This window comes from Cupriavidus sp. 86D6 (genome assembly GCF_057815095.1).
In genome coordinates, this window is record NZ_JBYPSB010000005.1 from 98,901 (window position 1) to 117,594 (window position 18,694).

Annotated in this window: 18 protein-coding genes and 1 pseudogene; 8 read left to right on the forward strand and 11 right to left on the reverse strand. The window is 63.9% G+C overall.

Annotation, left to right across the window (positions count from 1 at the left end; translation table 11 throughout):
* Window positions 1-92: 92 nt before the first annotated feature.
* The 4 genes and pseudogenes from AC3G88_RS13810 to AC3G88_RS13825 all read left to right on the forward strand — a co-directional run bounded on the left by AC3G88_RS13810 (window position 93) and on the right by AC3G88_RS13825 (window position 3,832).
* Window positions 93-1,433, forward strand: a complete 1,341-nt coding sequence (locus tag AC3G88_RS13810; RefSeq protein ID WP_488772181.1) for an LLM class flavin-dependent oxidoreductase — start codon at window positions 93-95, stop codon at window positions 1,431-1,433.
* A gap of 87 nt (window positions 1,434-1,520) precedes the next feature.
* Window positions 1,521-2,345: a MetQ/NlpA family ABC transporter substrate-binding protein gene (locus tag AC3G88_RS13815; protein WP_400394969.1), complete on the forward strand. Its 825-nt coding sequence runs from the start codon at window positions 1,521-1,523 to the stop codon at window positions 2,343-2,345.
* Window positions 2,346-2,370: 25 nt separating this feature from the next.
* Window positions 2,371-3,156: pseudogene (locus AC3G88_RS13820) on the forward strand (methionine ABC transporter ATP-binding protein); the annotation flags it as partial.
* 31 nt (window positions 3,157-3,187) lie between these two features.
* The gene (locus AC3G88_RS13825) at window positions 3,188-3,832 is read left to right on the forward strand and encodes a methionine ABC transporter permease (RefSeq protein ID WP_153946078.1); all 645 of its coding nucleotides are present in this window, start codon (window positions 3,188-3,190) and stop codon (window positions 3,830-3,832) included.
* Window positions 3,833-3,870: 38 nt separating this feature from the next.
* Here the strand turns inward: AC3G88_RS13825 and AC3G88_RS13830 are convergent, their stop codons facing one another.
* The 4 genes from AC3G88_RS13830 to AC3G88_RS13845 form a co-directional block, all read right to left on the reverse strand.
* Complete coding sequence (locus AC3G88_RS13830) at window positions 3,871-5,127, reverse strand: acyl-CoA dehydrogenase family protein (RefSeq protein ID WP_488772180.1); 1,257 nt, start codon at window positions 5,125-5,127, stop codon at window positions 3,871-3,873.
* Between the two features lie 180 nt (window positions 5,128-5,307).
* Window positions 5,308-5,604, reverse strand: coding sequence for a hypothetical protein (locus AC3G88_RS13835; RefSeq protein WP_488893449.1), 297 nt, complete (start codon window positions 5,602-5,604; stop codon window positions 5,308-5,310).
* Between the two features lie 224 nt (window positions 5,605-5,828).
* Entirely contained in the window at window positions 5,829-6,494 is a 666-nt protein-coding gene (locus AC3G88_RS13840; RefSeq protein ID WP_488772178.1) for a response regulator transcription factor, read from the reverse strand.
* A gap of 14 nt (window positions 6,495-6,508) precedes the next feature.
* Window positions 6,509-6,709 (reverse strand): hypothetical protein, encoded by a 201-nt coding sequence (locus AC3G88_RS13845; RefSeq protein ID WP_488893450.1) that lies wholly within the window; start codon window positions 6,707-6,709, stop codon window positions 6,509-6,511.
* 106 nt (window positions 6,710-6,815) lie between these two features.
* Here AC3G88_RS13845 and AC3G88_RS13850 point away from each other — a divergent pair, with 106 nt between their 5' ends.
* On the forward strand, window positions 6,816-8,321 hold the full coding sequence (locus tag AC3G88_RS13850) for an aminotransferase class V-fold PLP-dependent enzyme (RefSeq protein ID WP_488772177.1): 1,506 nt from the start codon (window positions 6,816-6,818) through the stop codon (window positions 8,319-8,321).
* A 22-nt stretch (window positions 8,322-8,343) separates the two neighbouring features.
* Here the strand turns inward: AC3G88_RS13850 and AC3G88_RS13855 are convergent, their stop codons facing one another.
* The 5 genes from AC3G88_RS13855 to AC3G88_RS13875 form a co-directional block, all read right to left on the reverse strand.
* The gene (locus AC3G88_RS13855) at window positions 8,344-9,153 is read right to left on the reverse strand and encodes a hypothetical protein (RefSeq protein ID WP_488893451.1); all 810 of its coding nucleotides are present in this window, start codon (window positions 9,151-9,153) and stop codon (window positions 8,344-8,346) included.
* 296 nt (window positions 9,154-9,449) lie between these two features.
* Window positions 9,450-9,680, reverse strand: a complete 231-nt coding sequence (locus AC3G88_RS13860) for a YMGG-like glycine zipper-containing protein (RefSeq protein WP_153945784.1) — start codon at window positions 9,678-9,680, stop codon at window positions 9,450-9,452.
* A gap of 9 nt (window positions 9,681-9,689) precedes the next feature.
* Entirely contained in the window at window positions 9,690-10,070 is a 381-nt protein-coding gene (locus AC3G88_RS13865) for a hypothetical protein (RefSeq protein ID WP_194946441.1), read from the reverse strand.
* Window positions 10,071-10,172: 102 nt separating this feature from the next.
* A complete protein-coding gene (locus tag AC3G88_RS13870; RefSeq protein ID WP_488772175.1) occupies window positions 10,173-11,354 on the reverse strand; it encodes a porin in 1,182 nt (393 codons plus the stop codon).
* A 215-nt stretch (window positions 11,355-11,569) separates the two neighbouring features.
* The gene (locus tag AC3G88_RS13875; RefSeq protein ID WP_488772174.1) at window positions 11,570-12,055 is read right to left on the reverse strand and encodes a hypothetical protein; all 486 of its coding nucleotides are present in this window, start codon (window positions 12,053-12,055) and stop codon (window positions 11,570-11,572) included.
* Between the two features lie 293 nt (window positions 12,056-12,348).
* Between AC3G88_RS13875 and AC3G88_RS13880 the strand changes: the two genes are divergently transcribed.
* Window positions 12,349-12,732 carry an EF-hand domain-containing protein gene (locus AC3G88_RS13880; RefSeq protein WP_488893452.1) on the forward strand — a complete coding sequence of 128 codons (384 nt, stop codon included), beginning with the start codon at window positions 12,349-12,351 and terminating at the stop codon, window positions 12,730-12,732.
* Window positions 12,733-12,910: 178 nt separating this feature from the next.
* Entirely contained in the window at window positions 12,911-13,444 is a 534-nt protein-coding gene (locus AC3G88_RS13885) for a cytochrome P460 family protein (RefSeq protein ID WP_488772173.1), read from the forward strand.
* Window positions 13,445-13,493: 49 nt separating this feature from the next.
* Here the strand turns inward: AC3G88_RS13885 and AC3G88_RS13890 are convergent, their stop codons facing one another.
* Window positions 13,494-13,703, reverse strand: a complete 210-nt coding sequence (locus AC3G88_RS13890) for a hypothetical protein (RefSeq protein ID WP_488772172.1) — start codon at window positions 13,701-13,703, stop codon at window positions 13,494-13,496.
* Window positions 13,704-14,034: 331 nt separating this feature from the next.
* Here AC3G88_RS13890 and AC3G88_RS13895 point away from each other — a divergent pair, with 331 nt between their 5' ends.
* Window positions 14,035-18,096 (forward strand): CheR family methyltransferase, encoded by a 4,062-nt coding sequence (locus AC3G88_RS13895; RefSeq protein WP_488772171.1) that lies wholly within the window; start codon window positions 14,035-14,037, stop codon window positions 18,094-18,096.
* Here AC3G88_RS13895 and AC3G88_RS13900 read toward each other — a convergent pair.
* The gene (locus tag AC3G88_RS13900) at window positions 18,074-18,628 is read right to left on the reverse strand and encodes a hypothetical protein (RefSeq protein ID WP_488893453.1); all 555 of its coding nucleotides are present in this window, start codon (window positions 18,626-18,628) and stop codon (window positions 18,074-18,076) included. The genes AC3G88_RS13895 and AC3G88_RS13900 overlap by 23 nt on opposite strands.
* Window positions 18,629-18,694: the final 66 nt, after the last annotated feature.

Below are 18,694 nucleotides of genomic sequence, written 5' to 3' on the forward strand. Positions count from 1 at the left end.
TATCGATATCGGCTTTCGTTCGTTCCCGTCCGTGAAGGGCTTCCTTATGCTCGTGTGCCAGACACCATTGCAAACGCTCGCCCGTTCCCCGCATGCCCGCTGCCTCGCCGCCCCCCCAGCTTCACCTGAATCTCAACGCGCTGCATTCAGGTTTCGTGCCGTCGGCATGGCGCCTGCCCGGCAGCGATCCGCGTGCCTTTGTCGATGTGCAGCACTATGTCCGGCTGGCGCAGATCGCCGAAGCGGGCAAGCTCGATGCCATCTTTCTGGCCGATAACGCGTCCATCGCCGACCAGATCAACTTTCGGCCCATTACCGCGCTGGAGCCCACCGTGCTCCTTGCCTGCGTTGCAGCGGCCACGCGCCATATCGGGCTGGTGGCAACTGCCTCGACCAGCTACAACGAGCCGTACAACATCGCGCGGCGCTTTGCCACGCTCGATCACGTCAGTGGCGGGCGCGCGGGATGGAACGTCGTAACGACGGCCGATGCCGGGTCCGCGCGCAACTTCGGTCGGGCGGGGCCGCCCGATCATGCACAACGCTACGCGCGCGCCGACGAGTTCACGAGCGTGGTCAAGGCGCTATGGGATAGCTGGGAAGACAGCGCGTTCGTGGGGGACCGTCAGTCGGGCAGCTTCGTGGACACGGCCCGCCTGCAGCCCATTGCCCATCATGGCCCGTTCTTCGATGTGCAAGGGCCGCTGAACCTGCCACGGCCGCCCCAGGGGCATCCGGTGCTGTTCCAGGCTGGTGGGTCGAACGATGGCCGCGAACTGGCGGCCCGTCATGCCGAAGCCGTGTTTTCGGCCTCGCAATCGCTGGAGGAGTCGCGCGAATACCGCCGGGCGCTGAATCAGCGTGCCGAAGCCCTCGGTCGCGGGCCAGGCGCGATCAAGGTCCTGCCGGGGCTGACGACGATCGTCGGTGCAACCGAGGCGCAGGCGCGCCAACGACGCGATGCGCTGGTCGACCTGATTCCGTGGGACTACAGCCTGAACCGGCTGGCCGGCACGCTTGGCATTACCGCCGACCGGCTGTCGCTCGATGCGCCGTTGCCGGACGGGCTCGCGCTGCCGGCCAATGGCAATCACACGTTCTTTCGCGCGACGATTGCGCTTGCGCAGCGCCAGAACCTGACGGTACGGGGGCTGATCCGCGAGCTTGCGGGTGGCGGTGGGCATCGCGTCATCGTCGGCACCCCCGAACAGATCGCCGATGACATCGAGCACTGGTTCCGCAGCGGCGCGGCCGATGGGTTCAACCTGATGCCCGATGCGTTGCCCGATGGGGTGCAGGACTTTGTGGAAGGGGTGGTGCCGATCCTGCAGCGCCGCGGCCTTTTCCGCAAGGACTACGAGGGCAGCACCTTGCGCGAGCACATGGGGCTGGCCCGGCCGGCCGGGAGGACGGCCTCGCGCGCGGCGGCGTAGTCCGCATTTGCTATATCGGATTACTTCGTGGACCCGGGCAGGAGGGTTTCATAGACTGGTGCTTCCCAAACTCTCGCACCTTTCATCATGAAACGACGCTCCGCCCTTGGTGTCATCGCTACGCTGGCTCTGGTGCTGGCCGCCTTGCCGATTGCATCGGCCTACGCCCAGTCATCGGGCGGCAAGCCGCTGAAGGTTGGCGTGCGCGGCGGCGTGGACGAGGAGATCTGGGAGGTTGTTACCCGGGAGGCGGCCAGGAACGGCCTGAAGGTCGAGACAGTGATCATCACCGGCACCGCGAGCCCGAACGAGGCGCTGAACAACGGTGACCTCGACGCCAATTCGTTCCAGCACATTCCATTTCTGCGTGACCAGATCAAGCAGCGCGGCTACAAGATCACCAACGTGGGCGACACGCTGATCTCGCCTATCGCGTTCTATTCGCGCAAGGTGAAGTCGCTGGAGGCGCTGCCGAATGGCGCCCGCATCGGCATCCCGAACGATCCCAGCAACCAGACCCGGGCGTTGGTCATCTTGCGCGACCACGGCCTGATCAAGCTGAAGGACGGCTTCGATCCGTACACGGGGACCGTCTCGCTGGCCGATATCACGGCCAATCCGCGCAAGCTCGAGTTCATCGAAAGTGCGTCGGTGGTGCTGCCGCGTGCGCTGCCCGACGTGGACGCCGCCGCCATCGTCAACACGTTCGCGTACCAGGCCGGCCTGATTGCCACGCGCGATGGCATCGCGGTGGAAAAGCGCGAGAACAATCCCTACGTCAACGTCATTGCCGTGCGTGAGAAGGACCGGGCCGCACCGTGGGTGCAGCAACTGGTCAAGTCCTACCAGTCCGAGGCGGTGCGCAAGTTCATCCTGACCAAGTATCAGGGGTCGGTCATTCCGGCGTTCTGAAGTGCCGAAGAAAAGGGACGATTGCATGCGCACGATTTCGCAATTGCCGGCGCGCGACCCGCACATCGTGTTCGAGCAGGTTGGCAAGACCTATGCGGGCGCCGCCGCGCCTGCGCTGGCGGATGTCTCGTTCACGATCGAACGCGGCGAGGTATTCGGCATCATCGGCCGCAGTGGCGCGGGAAAGTCGACGCTGCTGCGGAGCATCAACATGCTGGAGCGGCCTGACCGTGGTCACGTATGGATCGACGACACCGACATCGGCAAGCTCGACGAGGATGGTCTGGTCAGGCTACGCAGGCGCATCGGCATGATCTTCCAGCACTTCAACCTGATGTCGGCGAAGAACGTCTTCGACAACGTGGCGCTGCCGCTGCGCGTGGCGGGCGTGCGGCGCGCGGAGATCGAAACCCGTGTCAACGACCTGCTGGCGACAGTGGGGCTCGCGGACAAGGCCCAGGCCTACCCGGCGATGCTGTCGGGCGGTCAGAAGCAGCGCGTGGGTATTGCGCGTGCGCTGGTACACCGCCCGGAAATCCTGTTGTGCGACGAAGCGACTTCGGCGCTCGATCCGGAAACGACCGAGCAGATCCTGGCGTTGCTGCGGGACATCAACAAGCAGTTCGGCCTCACCGTGGTGCTGATCACGCACGACATGGCTGTGATCGAGGAGGCCTGCGACCGGGTGCTGGTGCTGGATCACGGCCAGGTGAAAGAGCAGGGGCCGGTATGGCGCATATTTGCCGACCCGCAGGCCGAAGCCACGCTGTCGCTGCTGCGCCCGCTGCGCAAGCGTCTGCCTGCGAACGTACATCCTGCGGAGGACGCCCATCGTGTTGCCAATGGCTGAGAAGTACCTGAAGGCGTTCGGCGAAACGCTGCTGATGACCGGCAGCGCCTGCCTGGTGGTGTTTGTCGTCGGCATGGCGCTGGCCATCGTGCTGACCGTGACCGCGCCCGGCGGCCTGGCCCCGAGGCCGCGAACGAACCGCGTGCTGTCGGTGCTGGTCAACATGTTCCGATCGATCCCTTTCATCATCCTGCTGGTGGCCATGTTGCCCGTTACGCGGCTGATCGTCGGCACGACGATGGGCACATGGGCTGCGGTGGTGCCGCTAAGCGCGCATCTGATTCCATTCTTTGCGCGGGTGTCCCAGGTGGCACTCAATGAAACCGATGCGGGGCTGATCGAGGCGGCGCGGGCCATGGGCTGCCGGCGCTGGCACATTGTGCGGCATGTGTTGTTGCCCGAGGCGCTGCCGGCGCTGATCGGCGGGGCCACCGTCACCGTGATTGCGATGATCGGGTCGTCGGCCATGGCAGGTGCCGTGGGGGCGGGTGGCCTCGGCGACCTGGCGATCCGCTATGGCTACGAACGCTATGAAACGGCCGTCATGTTCAATGTGATCGCCATCCTGGTGGTGCTGGTAACGGTGGTGCAATTCACGGGCGAGCGGCTGGCTCGCCGTTTCGATCACCGGCGATAGCCCCGCCGCCGTCTCCTTTTCGGAGTGGCGGCGTCTTGTCAGAAGAGGCCGGTCGTGGGCGGCGGATCGTCCTTCAGCAGCCATGCGCCCACGGCGGCCGCCTTCCATTGGCGGGGGTTGTGATTGGCCACGGTGCGCGCATTGCGCCAGTGGCGATCCAGGTTGTACTGGCGATCGCAGGCGGATGCCCCGCCGACATCGAACGCCAGCTCCGCACTCTTCAGCGCGGCCGCCACGGCGAAGTATTGCGCCTGGGCGACGTCGATCGACGCCTGCGTCAGTGACGCATTGCTGAGGTTGTCCGCCCAGGCGGCATCAATGGCGTCAGCGGCGCGCAGCGTGGCGGCTTCGGCCGCAAACACTTGCGCGGCAATCTGGCCAATCGTTTCCTGCACATAGGGATCGTCCACCGACCGCTCGGCCGAACTGTGCTTGATCGGCCGGGCCTTGTGGCGCGCAAACCAGACCGCGTCGTCCAGCGCGTTGCGGGCGATGCCGGCTTCGGTGGCGGCCAGAAAGAGCTGGAAGACCGGCGAGACCGGGTTGCGGCGGTCACGTGGCAGGTGGCTGGCGCGCAGTTCATCCGGCGCGACGCGCATGTTCGTGAATCGCGTGGTGCCGCTCGCGGTCAACCGCTGGCCGATGGTGTCGAAGTCATCGACCAGCGTCATGCCGGCTCGCTCGCGTGGCACCGTGAAGTGCGTTTCCTTGCCAGCCTCGTCCACGGCGATGGAGCTGATCCAGTCGGCGTAGAGCGCGCCGGTGCTGTAGTACTTGGTGCCGTTGACGGTATAGTGATCGCCCTCGCGGACGATGGTGGCCTGGATGGCGCCATGCTTGCCGCCGCGCTCCACGCCGCCATTGCCGACGATCTGGCCGCCCAGCAGCCGGTCGAACCAGCGCCGGCGGTCGGCTTCATTGTCCTGGCCCGCGAGCAGGCCTTCGATGAGTCCGAAGTTGGGTCGCAATGCCTGGGCGAGGTTGGCATCGACGGCGGCCAGTTCCTGAACGAAGCGGATGGCATCGCGCACGCTGCCGCCGGGGCCGCCATACGCCTTCGGGATGCGGAACGTCAGCAGGCCGGCATTGGCCACCTGACGCACAAAATCAAAGGGCAGTTCGCGGCGGCTCTCCCGCTTTGCGGCATCCCGCGCGATCTCGGGCAGCAGGGCCTGGGCGCGCTGGCGAAGTACCGCGACATCGCCGGCCGGAGGCAGCGGTTGCGGTGTCGATGTTGGCGATGCGGTGGCCGTGTCGATCGCGTTTGCAGGGGCAAGGGATTCTTGAAATGGCATGCGGTTGTCCTTCGGGTTTCTCGTCGAATGAGCACGAAAGACATCGTGCAGCAATTTTCTCGACGGGTAACGACCGATTCCGCATGCCCTTATGCGGCCTGTGCGTGGCGCCCCCGATTTCCTGCGCTGAGCCGGCGGCTATCACAAGGCTTTCCCTGCCTTCTGGCCACGACCCCTTTCTCAGGCCGCGGATAGCGGTTCGCAGGCATCTGCCTGCTCGTCCCGCGCGAATCTTCGATTGACGCGGCTGCTGGTCCCGACAGCGGATTTGAGCGGCTCGATTTTCCATACAGACAACAGCGCGTCGAACTCGTCCTCCACAGGCGATACGCCACGCAGGAACGCTTCAGGCGGACCGCCCAATACATGGATGGACAAGGTATATCCCGATTTATGGACATGCTGAAGCACTCCCGCCCCTGCCAGAACCTTGCGGGCTCTTCCGAAATCGTGGTTGGACAGCAGGTCGCGTTCCACGATTTCCTTGCGGGTGAGACACTCTCCGCCTCTGAGCAAGGCATACAACGATTCCGCGCACTCCTGATCGGATTTGGTGGACCTCAAAGCGGCTCCTTGGCAGGTATGACAGGTCGGTACGATGAGAAATTCGGGGAAGTCGGCAAAGATCGCGCTTCGGTGGCACGGGTGGCCGCAGCGTCGATGACACCCGCCGTGTTGGGGAAGCCATGCCGACCTGCCCGTCAATTGACGGAGCCAACTTCCAGGGTGCTCCGTGCACTCGCATGCCGACTTGTCGCGGGTGGAATGTATGTCATTCCCAGCTTGTCGGCGCAGCGCACCAGCTCTGCGAGCGAGTCGATCTCCAGCTTGTCCATGATGTGGGCGCGATGGACCTTCACGGTTTTCTCGACGATGCCGAGGAAGTTGGCGACCTCCTTGTTCCGGAGTCCGGTCGTGACCATTGCCATGACCTCTCGCTCGCGATTGGTCAGCCGCTGCATCTTTGCATCGAGGGCCGCCTTGATGGTCCGCTCCATACCGCGTTGCGCGGCCAACGCCAGCGCACGACTCACCGCCGTGACCAGACGATCCTCGGCCACCGGTTTCTCAAGAAGATCGATGGCGCCGGCCATCATCGTCTCCACGGTTTGCTTCACGTCCGCACAGCCTGTCAACATGATGAAGGGCACATGCGACGGCAAGAGCTTCAGCAGTTCGTGACCACTGATGCCAGGCAGGATCAACTCTGCCACCACGCAGGCAGGGCCGCGGATGCCGTCAAGGGCAACCCGACACTCTTCGGCCGAACCGAACGTCCTTGATGAGAATCCTTTTGCAAGCAGCAGCCGTCCCAAGGCCTTGCGAATGCTTTCATCGTCGTCCACAACAATCACGGTCCCGGTCATCGCGCGTACCCTCTTTAGAAATGGGGTTGACTCCCGGCCACATTACCGACCGTCGCGGCCGTCCACAACCGGTCTTCGGTTGGAGCGAAAAGTTTCATACCGACTTCTGAAATGACTTTCAACACATAGACGTCGGGGCGGAGGGCGATGGGATTTTTTACAACCGCTGTCGCTCCCGCATGGCCTGTCAGAAAAAATTTTCCGAAGAATTGCATGTCTGTAGCATGGAATGCTAAGCAGGCAGCGGCTAATGTGGGAATTTAGAAGTACTTTTCAGGGGGTTCGTCGTAGCATGGCCTTCCGATTCAAGGATGACTGGAAATGAGTGCGGACACCCTGCGGTACTTCGATTACGCTGCAACGACACCAGCGGACCCTCGCGTGATGGAGGCGATGTTCGGCTGTCTGGGGGCCGACGGCGTCTTCGGAAACCCTGCGTCGAATTCTCACGCCGCGGGGCTCGTGGCAAAGAACCTGGTCGAGCAGGCTCGCGCGCAGGTCGCCGGTCTCATTGGCGCCGAGCCGTGCGAGATCGTGTGGACGTCCGGTGCAACGGAGTCGAACAACCTGGCTCTCAAGGGTTTCTTCGACTACGAGCAGGGACGGCGCCATCTGATTACCAGCAAGCTGGAGCACAAGGCCATACTCGATACGGCGGCGTATCTGGAGCGGCTGGATGTATCGGTCACCTACCTGGCTCCCGATGCGTCGGGCGAAATTTCGCTGGCCGCGGTGGAAGCGGCTTGCGGCCATCGCACGGGCCTCGTGTCGTTGATGATGGTGAACAACGAAATCGGCACCCTGACCAATATCGCCGATATCTCGCGGGTCGTTCACGCTGCTGGCGCGCTACTTCACGTGGACGCAGCGCAGGCTGCGGGCAAGACTGAAATAGACGTCAAGGCAATGGGCATCGACCTGCTGTCGATGTCGGCACATAAGCTCTATGGGCCGAAAGGCATCGGTGCGCTCTATGTCAGCCGCGAGGTGGCGCCTCGTATTGCCTGTCAGATGCACGGTGGAGGGCACGAACAAGGACTACGATCTGGAACGCTTGCTACGCATCAGATCGTGGGCATGGGCACCGCGTGCGAACTGGCGCGCCTGCAAATGGCATCTGACAATCAGCGAATCGTGCAACTGAGCGAACGCCTGCTGAATGGTGTGCGCGCATCGGGTGTTGTCATGCAGAACGTCGCCAACGCGACCCGCATCCCACACACACTCAGTCTGACGGTGAATCTGCCCGAGTTCTTGCCGCTTATGCTGGCCGATGGCTTGGCCGTGTCATCCACGTCGGCGTGCAATTCGGCGGCTGGCAAGGCCTCTCACGTGCTGACATGCATCGGGCTGGATGAAGATGCCGCGCAACGCACGGTGCGGCTGAGCCTTGGACGGTTCACAACGGAGGCAGATGTCGACTTTGCGGTTGACTGCTTCCAGAACGTCCTTGCCCGGTGCCAGCAAGTGCGTGCGGGGCGACGGGAAATGCTGATCCAGCATCTTTCGGACGACGTCAGCGTTGCGGCGCAGTTGAGCGATGCCGACGTGCGGACGGCGCATGCACTTGGGTTCCGCGCCATCGTCTGCAATCGGCACGATGGCGAGGCTGACGGTCAGGCCCGGTTTGCAAATATCGCTGAGGTGGCGGATTCGCTTGGCATGGCCGCACGCTACCTGCCGGTGAAATCGGACGGTGTCACGGCCGAGGATGCCGCCGCCTTTGGTTCGCTGGTGGCAGACCTGCCAAAGCCCGTGCTCGCGTACTGCCGTACGGGTACCCGCTCGGCGACGCTATGGCGTCTGGCGGCAACCACGTCAGGCTGACTGCGGGCGGGCAGCATTGCGCTCAGAAGCGGAACATCACGCTGACCATGGGGCCCTTCAGCGTCAGCCTTTGAACCAGTTCGCCGCTGCCCAGCTGGTAGGTCAGGTAGCGATAGGTCAGTTGAATGTCGCCCCACCTGGCCGCATAGGCGGCGCCGCCGGACGCTTGCACCGTGTATCTGGAAGCGCCGGTGCCGGCGTCGAGGTAGTACGGCAGATACCATCTGTCGCTGTTGCCAAGACGGATTCGCCCGCGCACGCCAATGATCGCATCGACGATGTTCTCGGTCTGCGACACGCTTCCCTGCGTCGCAAGCGTGGCGCCCTGTTGCGTGAACGTGGTGGATAGCGTCCAGTTGGCACTGGCGCTCAGGTTCAGGTAACGAAGCCCGCCGAGCGGCTCGACGGTTCCCCATGGCGCGCGCACTGCCGTGTAGGCGGCGTAGAGCCCGAGCAGTCCGCCGCTGAGGCTGCTGCCTGTGTTGGTCGCCAGTTCCCGGGGGATGACAACCGAGCCGACGGTATTGAGCGTGGTCTGGTGGTTACTGAAGTCAAGGTAGGCTGCGTCGGCGATGACCGTCCAGTCCCCCTTGCTGGCTTCGGCCTGCATCATGAAGAGGAACTTCAGGTTCGAGAGATAGCTGTCCGGACCGGTGCCCATGTCGAGCCTGCCGCCGCCTGTGGATGAATTCCCGGAGAAGCTGAACGCCCCGCTCACGTTCGGCAGCCACAGGTACGGCGCGACCGCAAACGTCCAGCCGTTTGCGGGCGGCGATTCGGCATGTCCGGCCCCCGCGGCCATGGCCAGGCAAAGCGCAATGCCGAGCCGCATCCTGCCAAGCCTTGGAAGTAGCAGCTTAAGATCGCCCCCACCAGAGCGACTACCTTCTTGCATCGCCGTCATTGTTCGCGCCTTCGCTCTGCCGTGCGGTTGTCGGTCACGCCACGTTGCAGTTGCCACGCTAGCCGGTCTTGCCGGGCCGCTCAATTGGCCCAAAGGGCTAATGAAAACGAGGTCTTTCTGTCGCGCGCGCGGTCTTCCGCTACGTCTTCGGCAATGACTTGCCAGGCGTTTCGCTGGGGCTCGCCGTCAGTTTCCGAGGGGCTTTCCGGCACGGCGCCCGGGGGCTACCACTGCTGCTGTTGCTTGCCCTTGATGTTGCCCGCCACGCCGCCAGCCACGGCGCCAATCGCCGCGCCGGTCCAGCCACTGCCGCCGGCAATGGCGGCGATGCCGGCACCGGCCGCGGCACCGAGGCCGGCGCCGGTCACGGTGCCTTGCTGCTGCGGGGTCATGTTCGTGCATCCCGCGACGCCGGCGACGATCAGGATCGCGCCAGCCAGATGGAGTCGTTTCATGGCGTCACCTCACTTGCCGGCATTCAGGCCAGGAAGAACCATTTCGAACCAGATGGTTTCAATGACCGGCCGTTGTAATCGGTCGGGATGGGCCGCGTACCAGCGATCCAGTCCCTGGCTCACCGAATCGAGCGAATGGCTTTTGAGCCCTTTGGCAAAGCGCGGAAGAATACTCTGCGCGTCGGGAGGCGGCTTGCCTTCGTGATAGGCGATATCCACCTGGACCATATTGGCGATGCCTACCAGGTAGGCCTTCTTGGTCTGCTCGGTGGAAGCTGTCCATTGCTTGCCGGTCACCAGTGGAATTTCGTCGGCCCGGGCGCCGGTCGCCAATACCAGTGTCACGAGTGCCCCAGCCGTCACTGCGAGCCGGCTCAGTCTATTCGCCATTGCGGTCTCCCTCAGTGTTGCCATTACTCCACGCAGCCATGCGCTCGTTCATATTAGTCGCTATTCCAGCGTCCGGCAGGCGGCTAAACCCGCACCCTGCGCTCAGAACTTGTGGCGCAGCCCCAGGGCGATGCCCAGCATGGAACTCTGCCCGTTCGCCAGGGCATAGCTGTTGCCAAGCGACAGGCTGTTGGCATAGAAGATGGCGGCGGATTCCAGACCAAGGCCGGCATTTTTAGCATAGGCAGCACTGATATAGACATCGGTGCGCTTGGAGAATGCGTAGTTGGAAATAAACGCGATCTGCCAGGGATTGGGCTGGCTGGCATTGCCGAACTGGTTCCTGACGTCGTCGTAGTTGTACTCGAGCATCAGGCCGACCGAGGGCGTCAGCTGATAAGTCCCGCCGATCCAGTAGAAATGGTCGCGAAAGAACTCGGCACCTACCTGATTCTTGTTCTGGCCCCAGCGGTAGCCGCCCATGATCTTGGCGGCACCGAATGCATAGCTGGCGCCCGCGCCAGCCTTCTTGAACGTGCCGCTGCCCGCATTGGCCGGGTTGGCGGCGGGTGCGATGGTCGGATTGAACTGGTCATAGGTCACGACCAGACCTACTGGCCCGGCGGTATAGACCACCGACGCACCATAGGCGGTATCGCGCCGGAACTGGCCCGGTACTTCGCCGTTGCCGCCAAGAATGAACGGTGCGCCGACCGTCGGCGGTAGCGCCAGGCCGGTGCCGAACGAAAAGTGGGCCAGTGTCGTGACGGGACCGAAACTGCCGGTGTACTTGATGGTGTTGTCCTCGCGGAAATTGGCCCCGGCCAGCACCACGGCAGGCTCGTACTGCGTGGCATAGGCAGCCGGGACGAAGTTCGCCAGCGCCTCGAACATCGACGTGTACTGGCGGCCGAGCGACAACTGGCCATACTCGCTTTGCAGCCCGACGAATGCTTGCCGGCCAAACAGCCGGCCGCCTTGCTGCGAGGTGCCGCTGTCCGCATTGAAGCCGCTTTCCAGCACGAAGACCGCCTTGAGGCCCATGCCCAGGGCCTCCGTGCCGCGCAGCCCCCAGCGCGACCCGGATACGCCGCCGGAATCCATCCGCACCACACTGTGCGAGGGGCCGGGGCTGAAGCCATTTGCGGACGTGGGTACCGCGCCAAGGTGATTGGCATATTCGACGTTGACGTCGACGACGCCATAGAGCGTCACGTTCGATTGCGCGTGCGCCTGCCAGGCAAGGGTCGGCAACGCCACAAGTGCAAGAAGTGTCAATCTCATGTCTGCCGCCTCCTCGATGTTGTTATGGGTGAGTCATGGCTGCTGGCGTTGCGGGTTCACGCTTGTCGCTTGCATGGAATGCCACCCTGGCGGTTCGATCTGTCTGCTGGCGCACGCACGTGCAGCGCATCGGCGGTCGCTGCCGAGGCGGTGATGATTGACGAGGCAACGGCTACGCAGGCGACGGTCCGTGGTTGCGCCGTCACGCCTTGTTGCTAGGGGCGCGGCCGGGCGGGCTCCATTTGCCAGCCGCCCGGGCAGTGCTTGACCTGGGGGTAATACCCGCCGGGCTGGTCGCAGTAATACGACCACCCGTTTTCTGACGAACGGTCAGTCCTGGCGGATTTCCGGCTGGCAGGGGGCGCCGAAGGCGTGTCGTAGCCGGACCCGGTGTAGTCCGCCCGGTAGTACGGCCCGCCGTCGTATGAATATTCCCACCAGCCGGGCCAGGCAGTGCCTACCGCGAAATAGACCACGTGCCCATGACTGCGGCGAAACCCGCCATGCCGAAAGCCGGCGTGGCCTTGAAAGCCGCCGCCATGAAAGCCGCCCCCATGAAAGCCGCCGCCTTGCATGATCCCGCCGCGCATGCCGCCGCCCCCGACGGCGCCTCGACCACCGGCCAGGGACGCGCCGCAGACGGCCATTGCTACGCCCGCCACCAGTGCCAGGGCGATCTTGCAGTACCTGCGCCCGTTCATGATTTGTCCTCGCTTGGCTGGCTAGGCCCGCCACTACCTCCTGAATCCTAGGAGCGATCGGGTTTGTTCCATCATATGTCGAGGATGGGACGCTGCAGCGCAACAAGGCCTTGGAGCGCCTCGAGATTCCGGAACGATGTCCCCGGGCATCAAACGACGGTCCCAAAATGTCAAATGCTCGGCTGAAATTTCGCCAATACTGGGACGGATACCCGCGTGGAATGCCGCCATTCCGGAATGGCGGCGTCTCCCGGCCCGGGGCATCGTCACACAACGAGAATCGAGGAGAAAAAATGGACCGTATCCACTGCCTTGCGGCTGCCCTGGCCTTGTCGATCAGCATCACGAGCGGTGTCGCCAGCGCGCAGGCCTCGCAACCTGCGGCACCGGCGGCGCCGCCCGCCACCACCGATGTCAACGAAGTCCCGCAGCCTCCGCAAGGCATGACGCCGGCCGAGCGCAAGAAGTGGTTCATGGAACGGTTCAAGGCGGCCGACACCGATCACGACGGCAAGCTGACCCGTGAAGAAGCACGCGTTGGCATGCCCGAGGTTTACAAACGATTCGACAAGATCGATACCCGGAAGCACGGCTACGTGACCGAGCGGCAAGTGGGGGCGGCCTGGTCAAAGATGATCCAGGACGATATGCAGAAGAAGAATCCGATCATCAACTGAAGGCGAGGTCCCGGCTTTTGGCCGGTCAGGGCCCCGCGACAAGGCGCGGGGTTTTGTATCACGACGTATCGAGCCAGACGACAGACACACGCTGATACGAGGACGTGGTCCGGTGAAACATCCGGGGTACGTCCTCGCCGCCTAATGGAATCCCGATTACCGATTTCGCGGAGCCACCATGAAGCTGATGTCTGTCGTAGCCCTGACCGCGGTCGCCACTGTCGTGCTCACTGGCGCCACTGTCGCCACCGCACAGTCCGCTGCACCTTCCAATGCCGGCCCCACTGGCAATCCCCACGCATCGCCCATCTACGGCGTGACCCTGCCAGAGGGCTACCGCAACTGGCAGTTGGTGGCCCCTGCCCTGGAGGGCGAGCCGCTGAACGAACTGCGCACCGTCGTGGGCAACAAGATCGCCATCGATGCGTACAAGCGCGGCGAGCTACCGTTCCCGGATGGCGCGGTACTGGTCAAGCTGGCATGGAAGTACACGCAATCGCCCGAGTTCAAGTCGGCCCTGGTGCCCGGACACGCCACCACCGTGCAGGTGATGGTCAAGGATTCGAAAAAGTACGCCGCGTCGGGTGGTTGGGGCTACGGGCGCTTTATCGACGGCAAGCCAGCCGACCTGGCACAGCATCAGACGTGTTTTGCGTGCCACAACGCGCTCGTGAAGAACCGCGACTACGTATTCACGCGACTTGCGCCGTGATGGCTACCTGATCGCGCGTCACCGCCAGCGGGCGCGCACCGTTCGGGTGTTACCCGCGCCCGTTGCCGCCGAGGACCTCGCGGCGCGTCCGCAGGACGTGGATCGATTGGCGCAGGACGGCGAGCGTTCCTGCCGATTGGGCGTCGCCGCTGGCGGAGGCCAGCCGGGCTGCCACTTCCGCACGCCGCAATTCCGCCTCGCGCTCGGCGATATAGCGGTCAAGAATCACCAGATCCCGCAGTGCTTTTCCTTTTTGCATGGCTGTCAAGGGATTGAGGAATGACTCACTTCAATATATCGGCACGACCGGCGCGCATGTCGCCAAACTCGGCGGAAAATCCCTTTTATGGAGTGTCCGTATAGCATGCATTTCGGACGTACGATAGCATCACGGCTGGACATATATTCGGGAGGCTCTTGCACGATTCGCGCCACGCAAGAGAGTCAGTTCGTATTCGGGCCGCTCCTTGGGAGCGGCCTTCTTTTTTGGGGGTTCCGCAAGGAAGGCCGGGGAAGCCTGACACCAGCGGTGGCGAACTTCCTGCGTAGTATGATTGCGGTCTCTATCCAGCATCGGCGCATCTACGTTCATGGCTCCGTCCAAGGTGAAATCCATTCCCAGTCAACTTCACTTTCCTGTGGTGGGAATCGGCGCATCCGCGGGCGGAATCGAGGCCCTGCGGTCATTCTTCGAAGCCATTCCGGCGCGCACGGGTGCTGCATACGTCATTGTCCTGCACCTGTCGCCGGACCACGCCACTTCGCTGCCGGGCATCCTGTCCGGGGTCACTTCGATGCCGGTGCAACAGGTCAATGAAGCCACCGCCATCGAGCCCAATCACGTCTATCTGATTGCCCCGTCGATGGTGCTGACGATGGTGGATGGATACCTGCGGGTACAGGCGGCTGCGTCACATGATGACCGGCGCATGGCCATCGACCTGTTTCTGCGCTCGTTGGCGGAAGCCCACCGTGACCGGGCGGTTGGTATCGTACTGTCGGGCGCTGGTGCCGACGGCGCCGTCGGGATCACACGGGTGAAGGAACTGGGCGGCATCGTGGTGGCCCAGCAACCCGATGACGCGGCGTTCTCCAGCATGCCGCGCGCCGCCATCGGTACCGGTCAGGTCGATTTCGTGCTGCCCGTGGCGGACATGCCCCAGCGTCTGTTGGAGATGTGGTCCAACAAGCGCCGCATTCGCGCCACCGTGGAGGCCGAGTCGGATGCGGACGACGTCGTGGCCACGGACAACGAGCGGATTCTGCGCGAGATCATGGTCATCCTGCGTACGCGCACCGGCCATGACTTCCGCCAGTACAAGCGCGCCACGGTGCTGCGCCGCATCGAGCGCCGCATGCAGGTCAGCGGGCTGTCGGAACTGCAGGAGTATCGCGACTTCCTGCACGACCACCCCGACGAGACGCCGCACCTGCTGCAGGACATGCTGATCAGCGTGACCAACTTCTTCCGCGACAAGGACGCCTACGACCTGTTGCAGAACGATGTCGTGCCGCAACTGCTGGAACATCGCCTCGAAAACGAGCCGATTCGCGTCTGGTCTGCCGGCTGTGCCACGGGCGAGGAGGCCTACTCGCTGGCAATGCTGCTGGCGGAGGCCTCGTCGCGGAACGCGGAAGCCGTGCCGTTCCAGGTGTTTGCCACCGATATCGACGAGCGGGCCATCTCCTACGCGCGCACCGGGCTGTATCCGGAATCGATCCTGGCCGATGTCGATGCTGGCCGGGTGCGCCAGTTCCTGGTGAAGGACGCCGCGCACTACCGCGTCAAGAAGGAACTGCGCGAACACGTGCTGTTTGCCCTGCACAACGTGCTGCGCGACCCGCCGTTCTCGCGGCTGGACATGATCTGCTGCCGCAACCTGCTGATCTACCTGGATCGCGAAGCGCAGCTCGACGTCCTGCGCACGTTCCACTTTGCGCTGCGTCCCGGCGGCTATCTGTTCCTCGGTAGTTCCGAGGCGGCGGACAGCGTCAGCTCGCTGTTCTCGGTGGTGGACAAGAAGGCGCGCATCTACCGGGCCAATGTCGCGGTACGCGGCGATGCGCCCGTGCCGATGTCGGCGGCCATGCAGAACATGCGCATGCCGATTGCGATCATGCAGCCGCCTGGGCGCCGCAAGTTCTCGTTCGGTGACCTGCACCAGCGTCTGGTGGAGCAGCATGCTCCGCCCAGCGTGCTGGTCAGCCGCGAGTCGGACATCGTTCACCTGTCGGATCGCGCGGGGCGCTTCCTCGAATATGCAGGCGGCGAGCCGTCCCACAACGTGATTGCGGCCGTACGGCCCGAGTTGCGCCTGGAACTGCGCACCGCCATCTTCCAGGCCCTGCAGACCAACCATAGCGTGGAGGCGCGACGCGTGCAGCTGACGCGCGACGGGCGCAACTACTTCGTCAACATGATTGCGCGGCCGGTGCATGACGCCGAGGCCAATGCGGACTTCGTCCTGATCCTGTTCCATGAGGTGGAGGACAGCATGAGCGAGTCGTCCGACGCCCCGCAGAAGCGCCAGCCCGACCCGATCGTCAGCCAGCTCGAACGCGAACTGCATCGCACCAAGGAACAACTGCAGGCCACGATCGAGCAGTCGGAGACGTCCACCGAGGAACTGAAGGCGTCCAACGAGGAACTGCAGGCCATCAACGAGGAACTGCGCTCGGCCACCGAGGAACTCGAGACCAGCAAGGAAGAGCTGCAGTCGATCAACGAGGAACTCACCACGGTCAATGCCGAACTGAAGTCGAAGGTCGAGGAAACCAGCAAGATCAACGACGATCTGCAGAACCTGATCATGGCCAACGACATTGGCACGATCTTCGTCGACCGGAACATCCGTATCAAGCGTTACACGCCGCGTGCCACCGATGTGTTCAGCATCATCCCGTCCGACATTGGCCGCTCGCTGCTGGACATCACGCACCGGCTCGACTACGACAAGCTGTCCGACGATGCGGCCGAGGCCTTCGATTCGCTGCGGCTGATCGAGCGCGAGGTGCAAAGCAGCGATGGCCGCTGGTATCTGGCGCGCTTTCTGCCCTATCGCACGACCGAAGACCGCATCGACGGCGCTGTGCTGTCGTTTATCGACATCACGTCGCGCAAGGCGGCGGAGGCCCAGTTGCGCGAGGGCGAACGGCGCATGCGCATCGTGGCCGAAAGCACACGCGACTACGCGATCATCACCTTCGACGACGACGGCTGCATTACCAGCTGGAACATGGGCGCCCAACGCATTTTCGGCTACACCGAAGCGGAACTGCTGGGCGAGCCGGCCGATGTGCTTTATCTGCCGCAGGATCGCGACCGCGGTGTGCCGGCGGAGGAAAGAGCGCAGGCACGCAAGTTCGGGCGGGTGGAGGAAGACCGCTGGCACCTGCGCAAGGACGGCACGCGCTTCCGCTCCACGGGCGTGCTGTCCCGGCTGGAACAGTCCGGCGTCAGCGGCTATGCCAAGATCTGCCGCGACATGAACGAGGCGGTGCCGGCCGGCGCGCTGCGTCTTGATGGCGGGTTCCGCGCCACGCCCGTCCAGGATCATCGTGACGAGTTCCTGGCCGTGGCGTCGCACGAACTGAAGCATCCGCTGAACCTGATCAGTGCCAGCAGCGAACTGATCGCGCGTTCCGCGGAGGCGCGCCGCAATCCCATGATCGCCCGTGCCACGGAAACGATCCGGCGCACGGTGCTTGGCCAGGCACAGATCATCGACGACCTGCTGGACATGTCCCGCGTGCGCACCGGCAAGCTGTCGGTCGCGCGCACCACGATCGATTTCGCAGAGGTTGTGCGGCACGTCAGCGATGCGGTGCGAGAAGAGGCGGGCCAGCGGGGGACGACGCTCGAGGCGGCATTGCCGGACCAGCCCGTGTGGATTCATGCCGACGTGACGCGCATCGAGCAGGTGGTCTGGAACCTGCTCAGCAATGCGCTGAAATTCACGGAGTCAGGCGACCGCATCAAGGTGGTGCTGGAAAGCGATGCCAGCGTTGCGCGATTGACCGTGGAAGATACCGGCATGGGCATCGATGCGCAGACGCTGCCCCATATCTTCGACATGTTCCGACAGGGCGGCGCCATGCGGGCGCGGTCGCGCGGGCTGGGCATCGGCCTGAACCTGGTCAAGGAAATCACGACACTGCACGGCGGCACCGCGGAGGCCGCATCGGCCGGCCCCGGTCAGGGCAGTACCTTCACCGTGACGCTGCCGGTCGGCACGCCGGCGATGGCCGAAGACGACGCCGGTGTGCTGCCGGCATCGTTGCTGCGCGGTATGCATGTGATGCTGGTCGACGATGACCAGCAGACCGTGGAAACCTTCCGCATGCTGCTCGAGGCCGAGGGCGCCCTGGTCGACGTGGCCAGCGATGGCGAGTCGGCGCTGGCTTCCATGCAGTTGCGCAAGCCCGACCTGCTACTGTCGGATATCGGGATGCCCGGCATGGACGGCTATCAGCTGGTCCACCGGGTACGCGGGCAGGACGCGCTGAAGGAAGTGCCCGCTATCGCGCTCAGCGGCTATGGCCGCCACAGTGACGTCGACGCGGCGCTGCAGGCGGGATTCGATGCGCATCTGCCCAAGCCGGTCATGCTGGATGACCTGCTTTCCACGCTCATGCGCCTTCGGCTTGCCTGACATCCGGCGAACAATCCGGGCGCGGCGCATGGTCCGCCGGCCCGGGCGGCATGGCTTCGAGTACGAACCGGCGATGCCGGCGTAATGCCTCGACGGTAGCGCGCAGCGCCGCCAGCAGTTCCAGCCCATTGCGGGTGGGCAGGCCGTCCTGCTGCATCTGGCGCAGCACGGCAATCTGGCGGCGGATAATCGTCCGGCCTTCGGCGATGTGTCGGTCTACCTGGGCCAGCGCCGCTGCAGGGTCGAAGCACCGACGTTCCCCGGTACGGGACGGATCATGCATGGAGCGGCTCGGGATGTCCCGCCGCAGGAGGAAGCGGCTGGACGTAGCCAGGACACTGGTTGCGGTCGATCCAGTCCTTGGCCCAGGCCAGCCCTTCGGCCATGGCCCGTTCGCATGTCCGGAAAACACCAATGACTGCACCAGGACCGCGCCGCCTTGCGCCACGCGCCCCGATGCCTGCCAGTTGTTTTCGCCCAGAAACAGCGCGGCGCCTTCGACGGTATGCCCATAATACTGTTGCATTGCCATGGCGGTCTCCTTGCTTCCAGATACCAGGCATATCGATTGCCTGTGGAAAAATTGTAAGAAGGTCGC

What these genes read in the sequence shown, in the direction of transcription:
- AC3G88_RS13810 (WP_488772181.1), top strand. Translation starts at nt 93, where the DNA reads ATGCCCGCTGCCTCGCCGCCCCCCCAGCTTCACCTGAATCTCAACGCG.
- AC3G88_RS13815 (WP_400394969.1), top strand. Translation starts at nt 1,521, where the DNA reads ATGAAACGACGCTCCGCCCTTGGTGTCATCGCTACGCTGGCTCTGGTG.
- AC3G88_RS13825 (WP_153946078.1), top strand. Translation starts at nt 3,188, where the DNA reads ATGGCTGAGAAGTACCTGAAGGCGTTCGGCGAAACGCTGCTGATGACC.
- AC3G88_RS13830 (WP_488772180.1), bottom strand. Translation starts at nt 5,127, where the DNA reads ATGCCATTTCAAGAATCCCTTGCCCCTGCAAACGCGATCGACACGGCC.
- AC3G88_RS13840 (WP_488772178.1), bottom strand. Translation starts at nt 6,494, where the DNA reads ATGACCGGGACCGTGATTGTTGTGGACGACGATGAAAGCATTCGCAAG.
- AC3G88_RS13845 (WP_488893450.1), bottom strand. Translation starts at nt 6,709, where the DNA reads ATGCAATTCTTCGGAAAATTTTTTCTGACAGGCCATGCGGGAGCGACA.
- AC3G88_RS13850 (WP_488772177.1), top strand. Translation starts at nt 6,816, where the DNA reads ATGAGTGCGGACACCCTGCGGTACTTCGATTACGCTGCAACGACACCA.
- AC3G88_RS13855 (WP_488893451.1), bottom strand. Translation starts at nt 9,153, where the DNA reads ATGCGGCTCGGCATTGCGCTTTGCCTGGCCATGGCCGCGGGGGCCGGA.
- AC3G88_RS13860 (WP_153945784.1), bottom strand. Translation starts at nt 9,680, where the DNA reads ATGAAACGACTCCATCTGGCTGGCGCGATCCTGATCGTCGCCGGCGTC.
- AC3G88_RS13865 (WP_194946441.1), bottom strand. Translation starts at nt 10,070, where the DNA reads ATGGCGAATAGACTGAGCCGGCTCGCAGTGACGGCTGGGGCACTCGTG.
- AC3G88_RS13870 (WP_488772175.1), bottom strand. Translation starts at nt 11,354, where the DNA reads ATGAGATTGACACTTCTTGCACTTGTGGCGTTGCCGACCCTTGCCTGG.
- AC3G88_RS13875 (WP_488772174.1), bottom strand. Translation starts at nt 12,055, where the DNA reads ATGAACGGGCGCAGGTACTGCAAGATCGCCCTGGCACTGGTGGCGGGC.
- AC3G88_RS13880 (WP_488893452.1), top strand. Translation starts at nt 12,349, where the DNA reads ATGGACCGTATCCACTGCCTTGCGGCTGCCCTGGCCTTGTCGATCAGC.
- AC3G88_RS13885 (WP_488772173.1), top strand. Translation starts at nt 12,911, where the DNA reads ATGAAGCTGATGTCTGTCGTAGCCCTGACCGCGGTCGCCACTGTCGTG.
- AC3G88_RS13890 (WP_488772172.1), bottom strand. Translation starts at nt 13,703, where the DNA reads ATGCAAAAAGGAAAAGCACTGCGGGATCTGGTGATTCTTGACCGCTAT.
- AC3G88_RS13895 (WP_488772171.1), top strand. Translation starts at nt 14,035, where the DNA reads ATGGCTCCGTCCAAGGTGAAATCCATTCCCAGTCAACTTCACTTTCCT.
- AC3G88_RS13900 (WP_488893453.1), bottom strand. Translation starts at nt 18,628, where the DNA reads ATGGCAATGCAACAGTATTATGGGCATACCGTCGAAGGCGCCGCGCTG.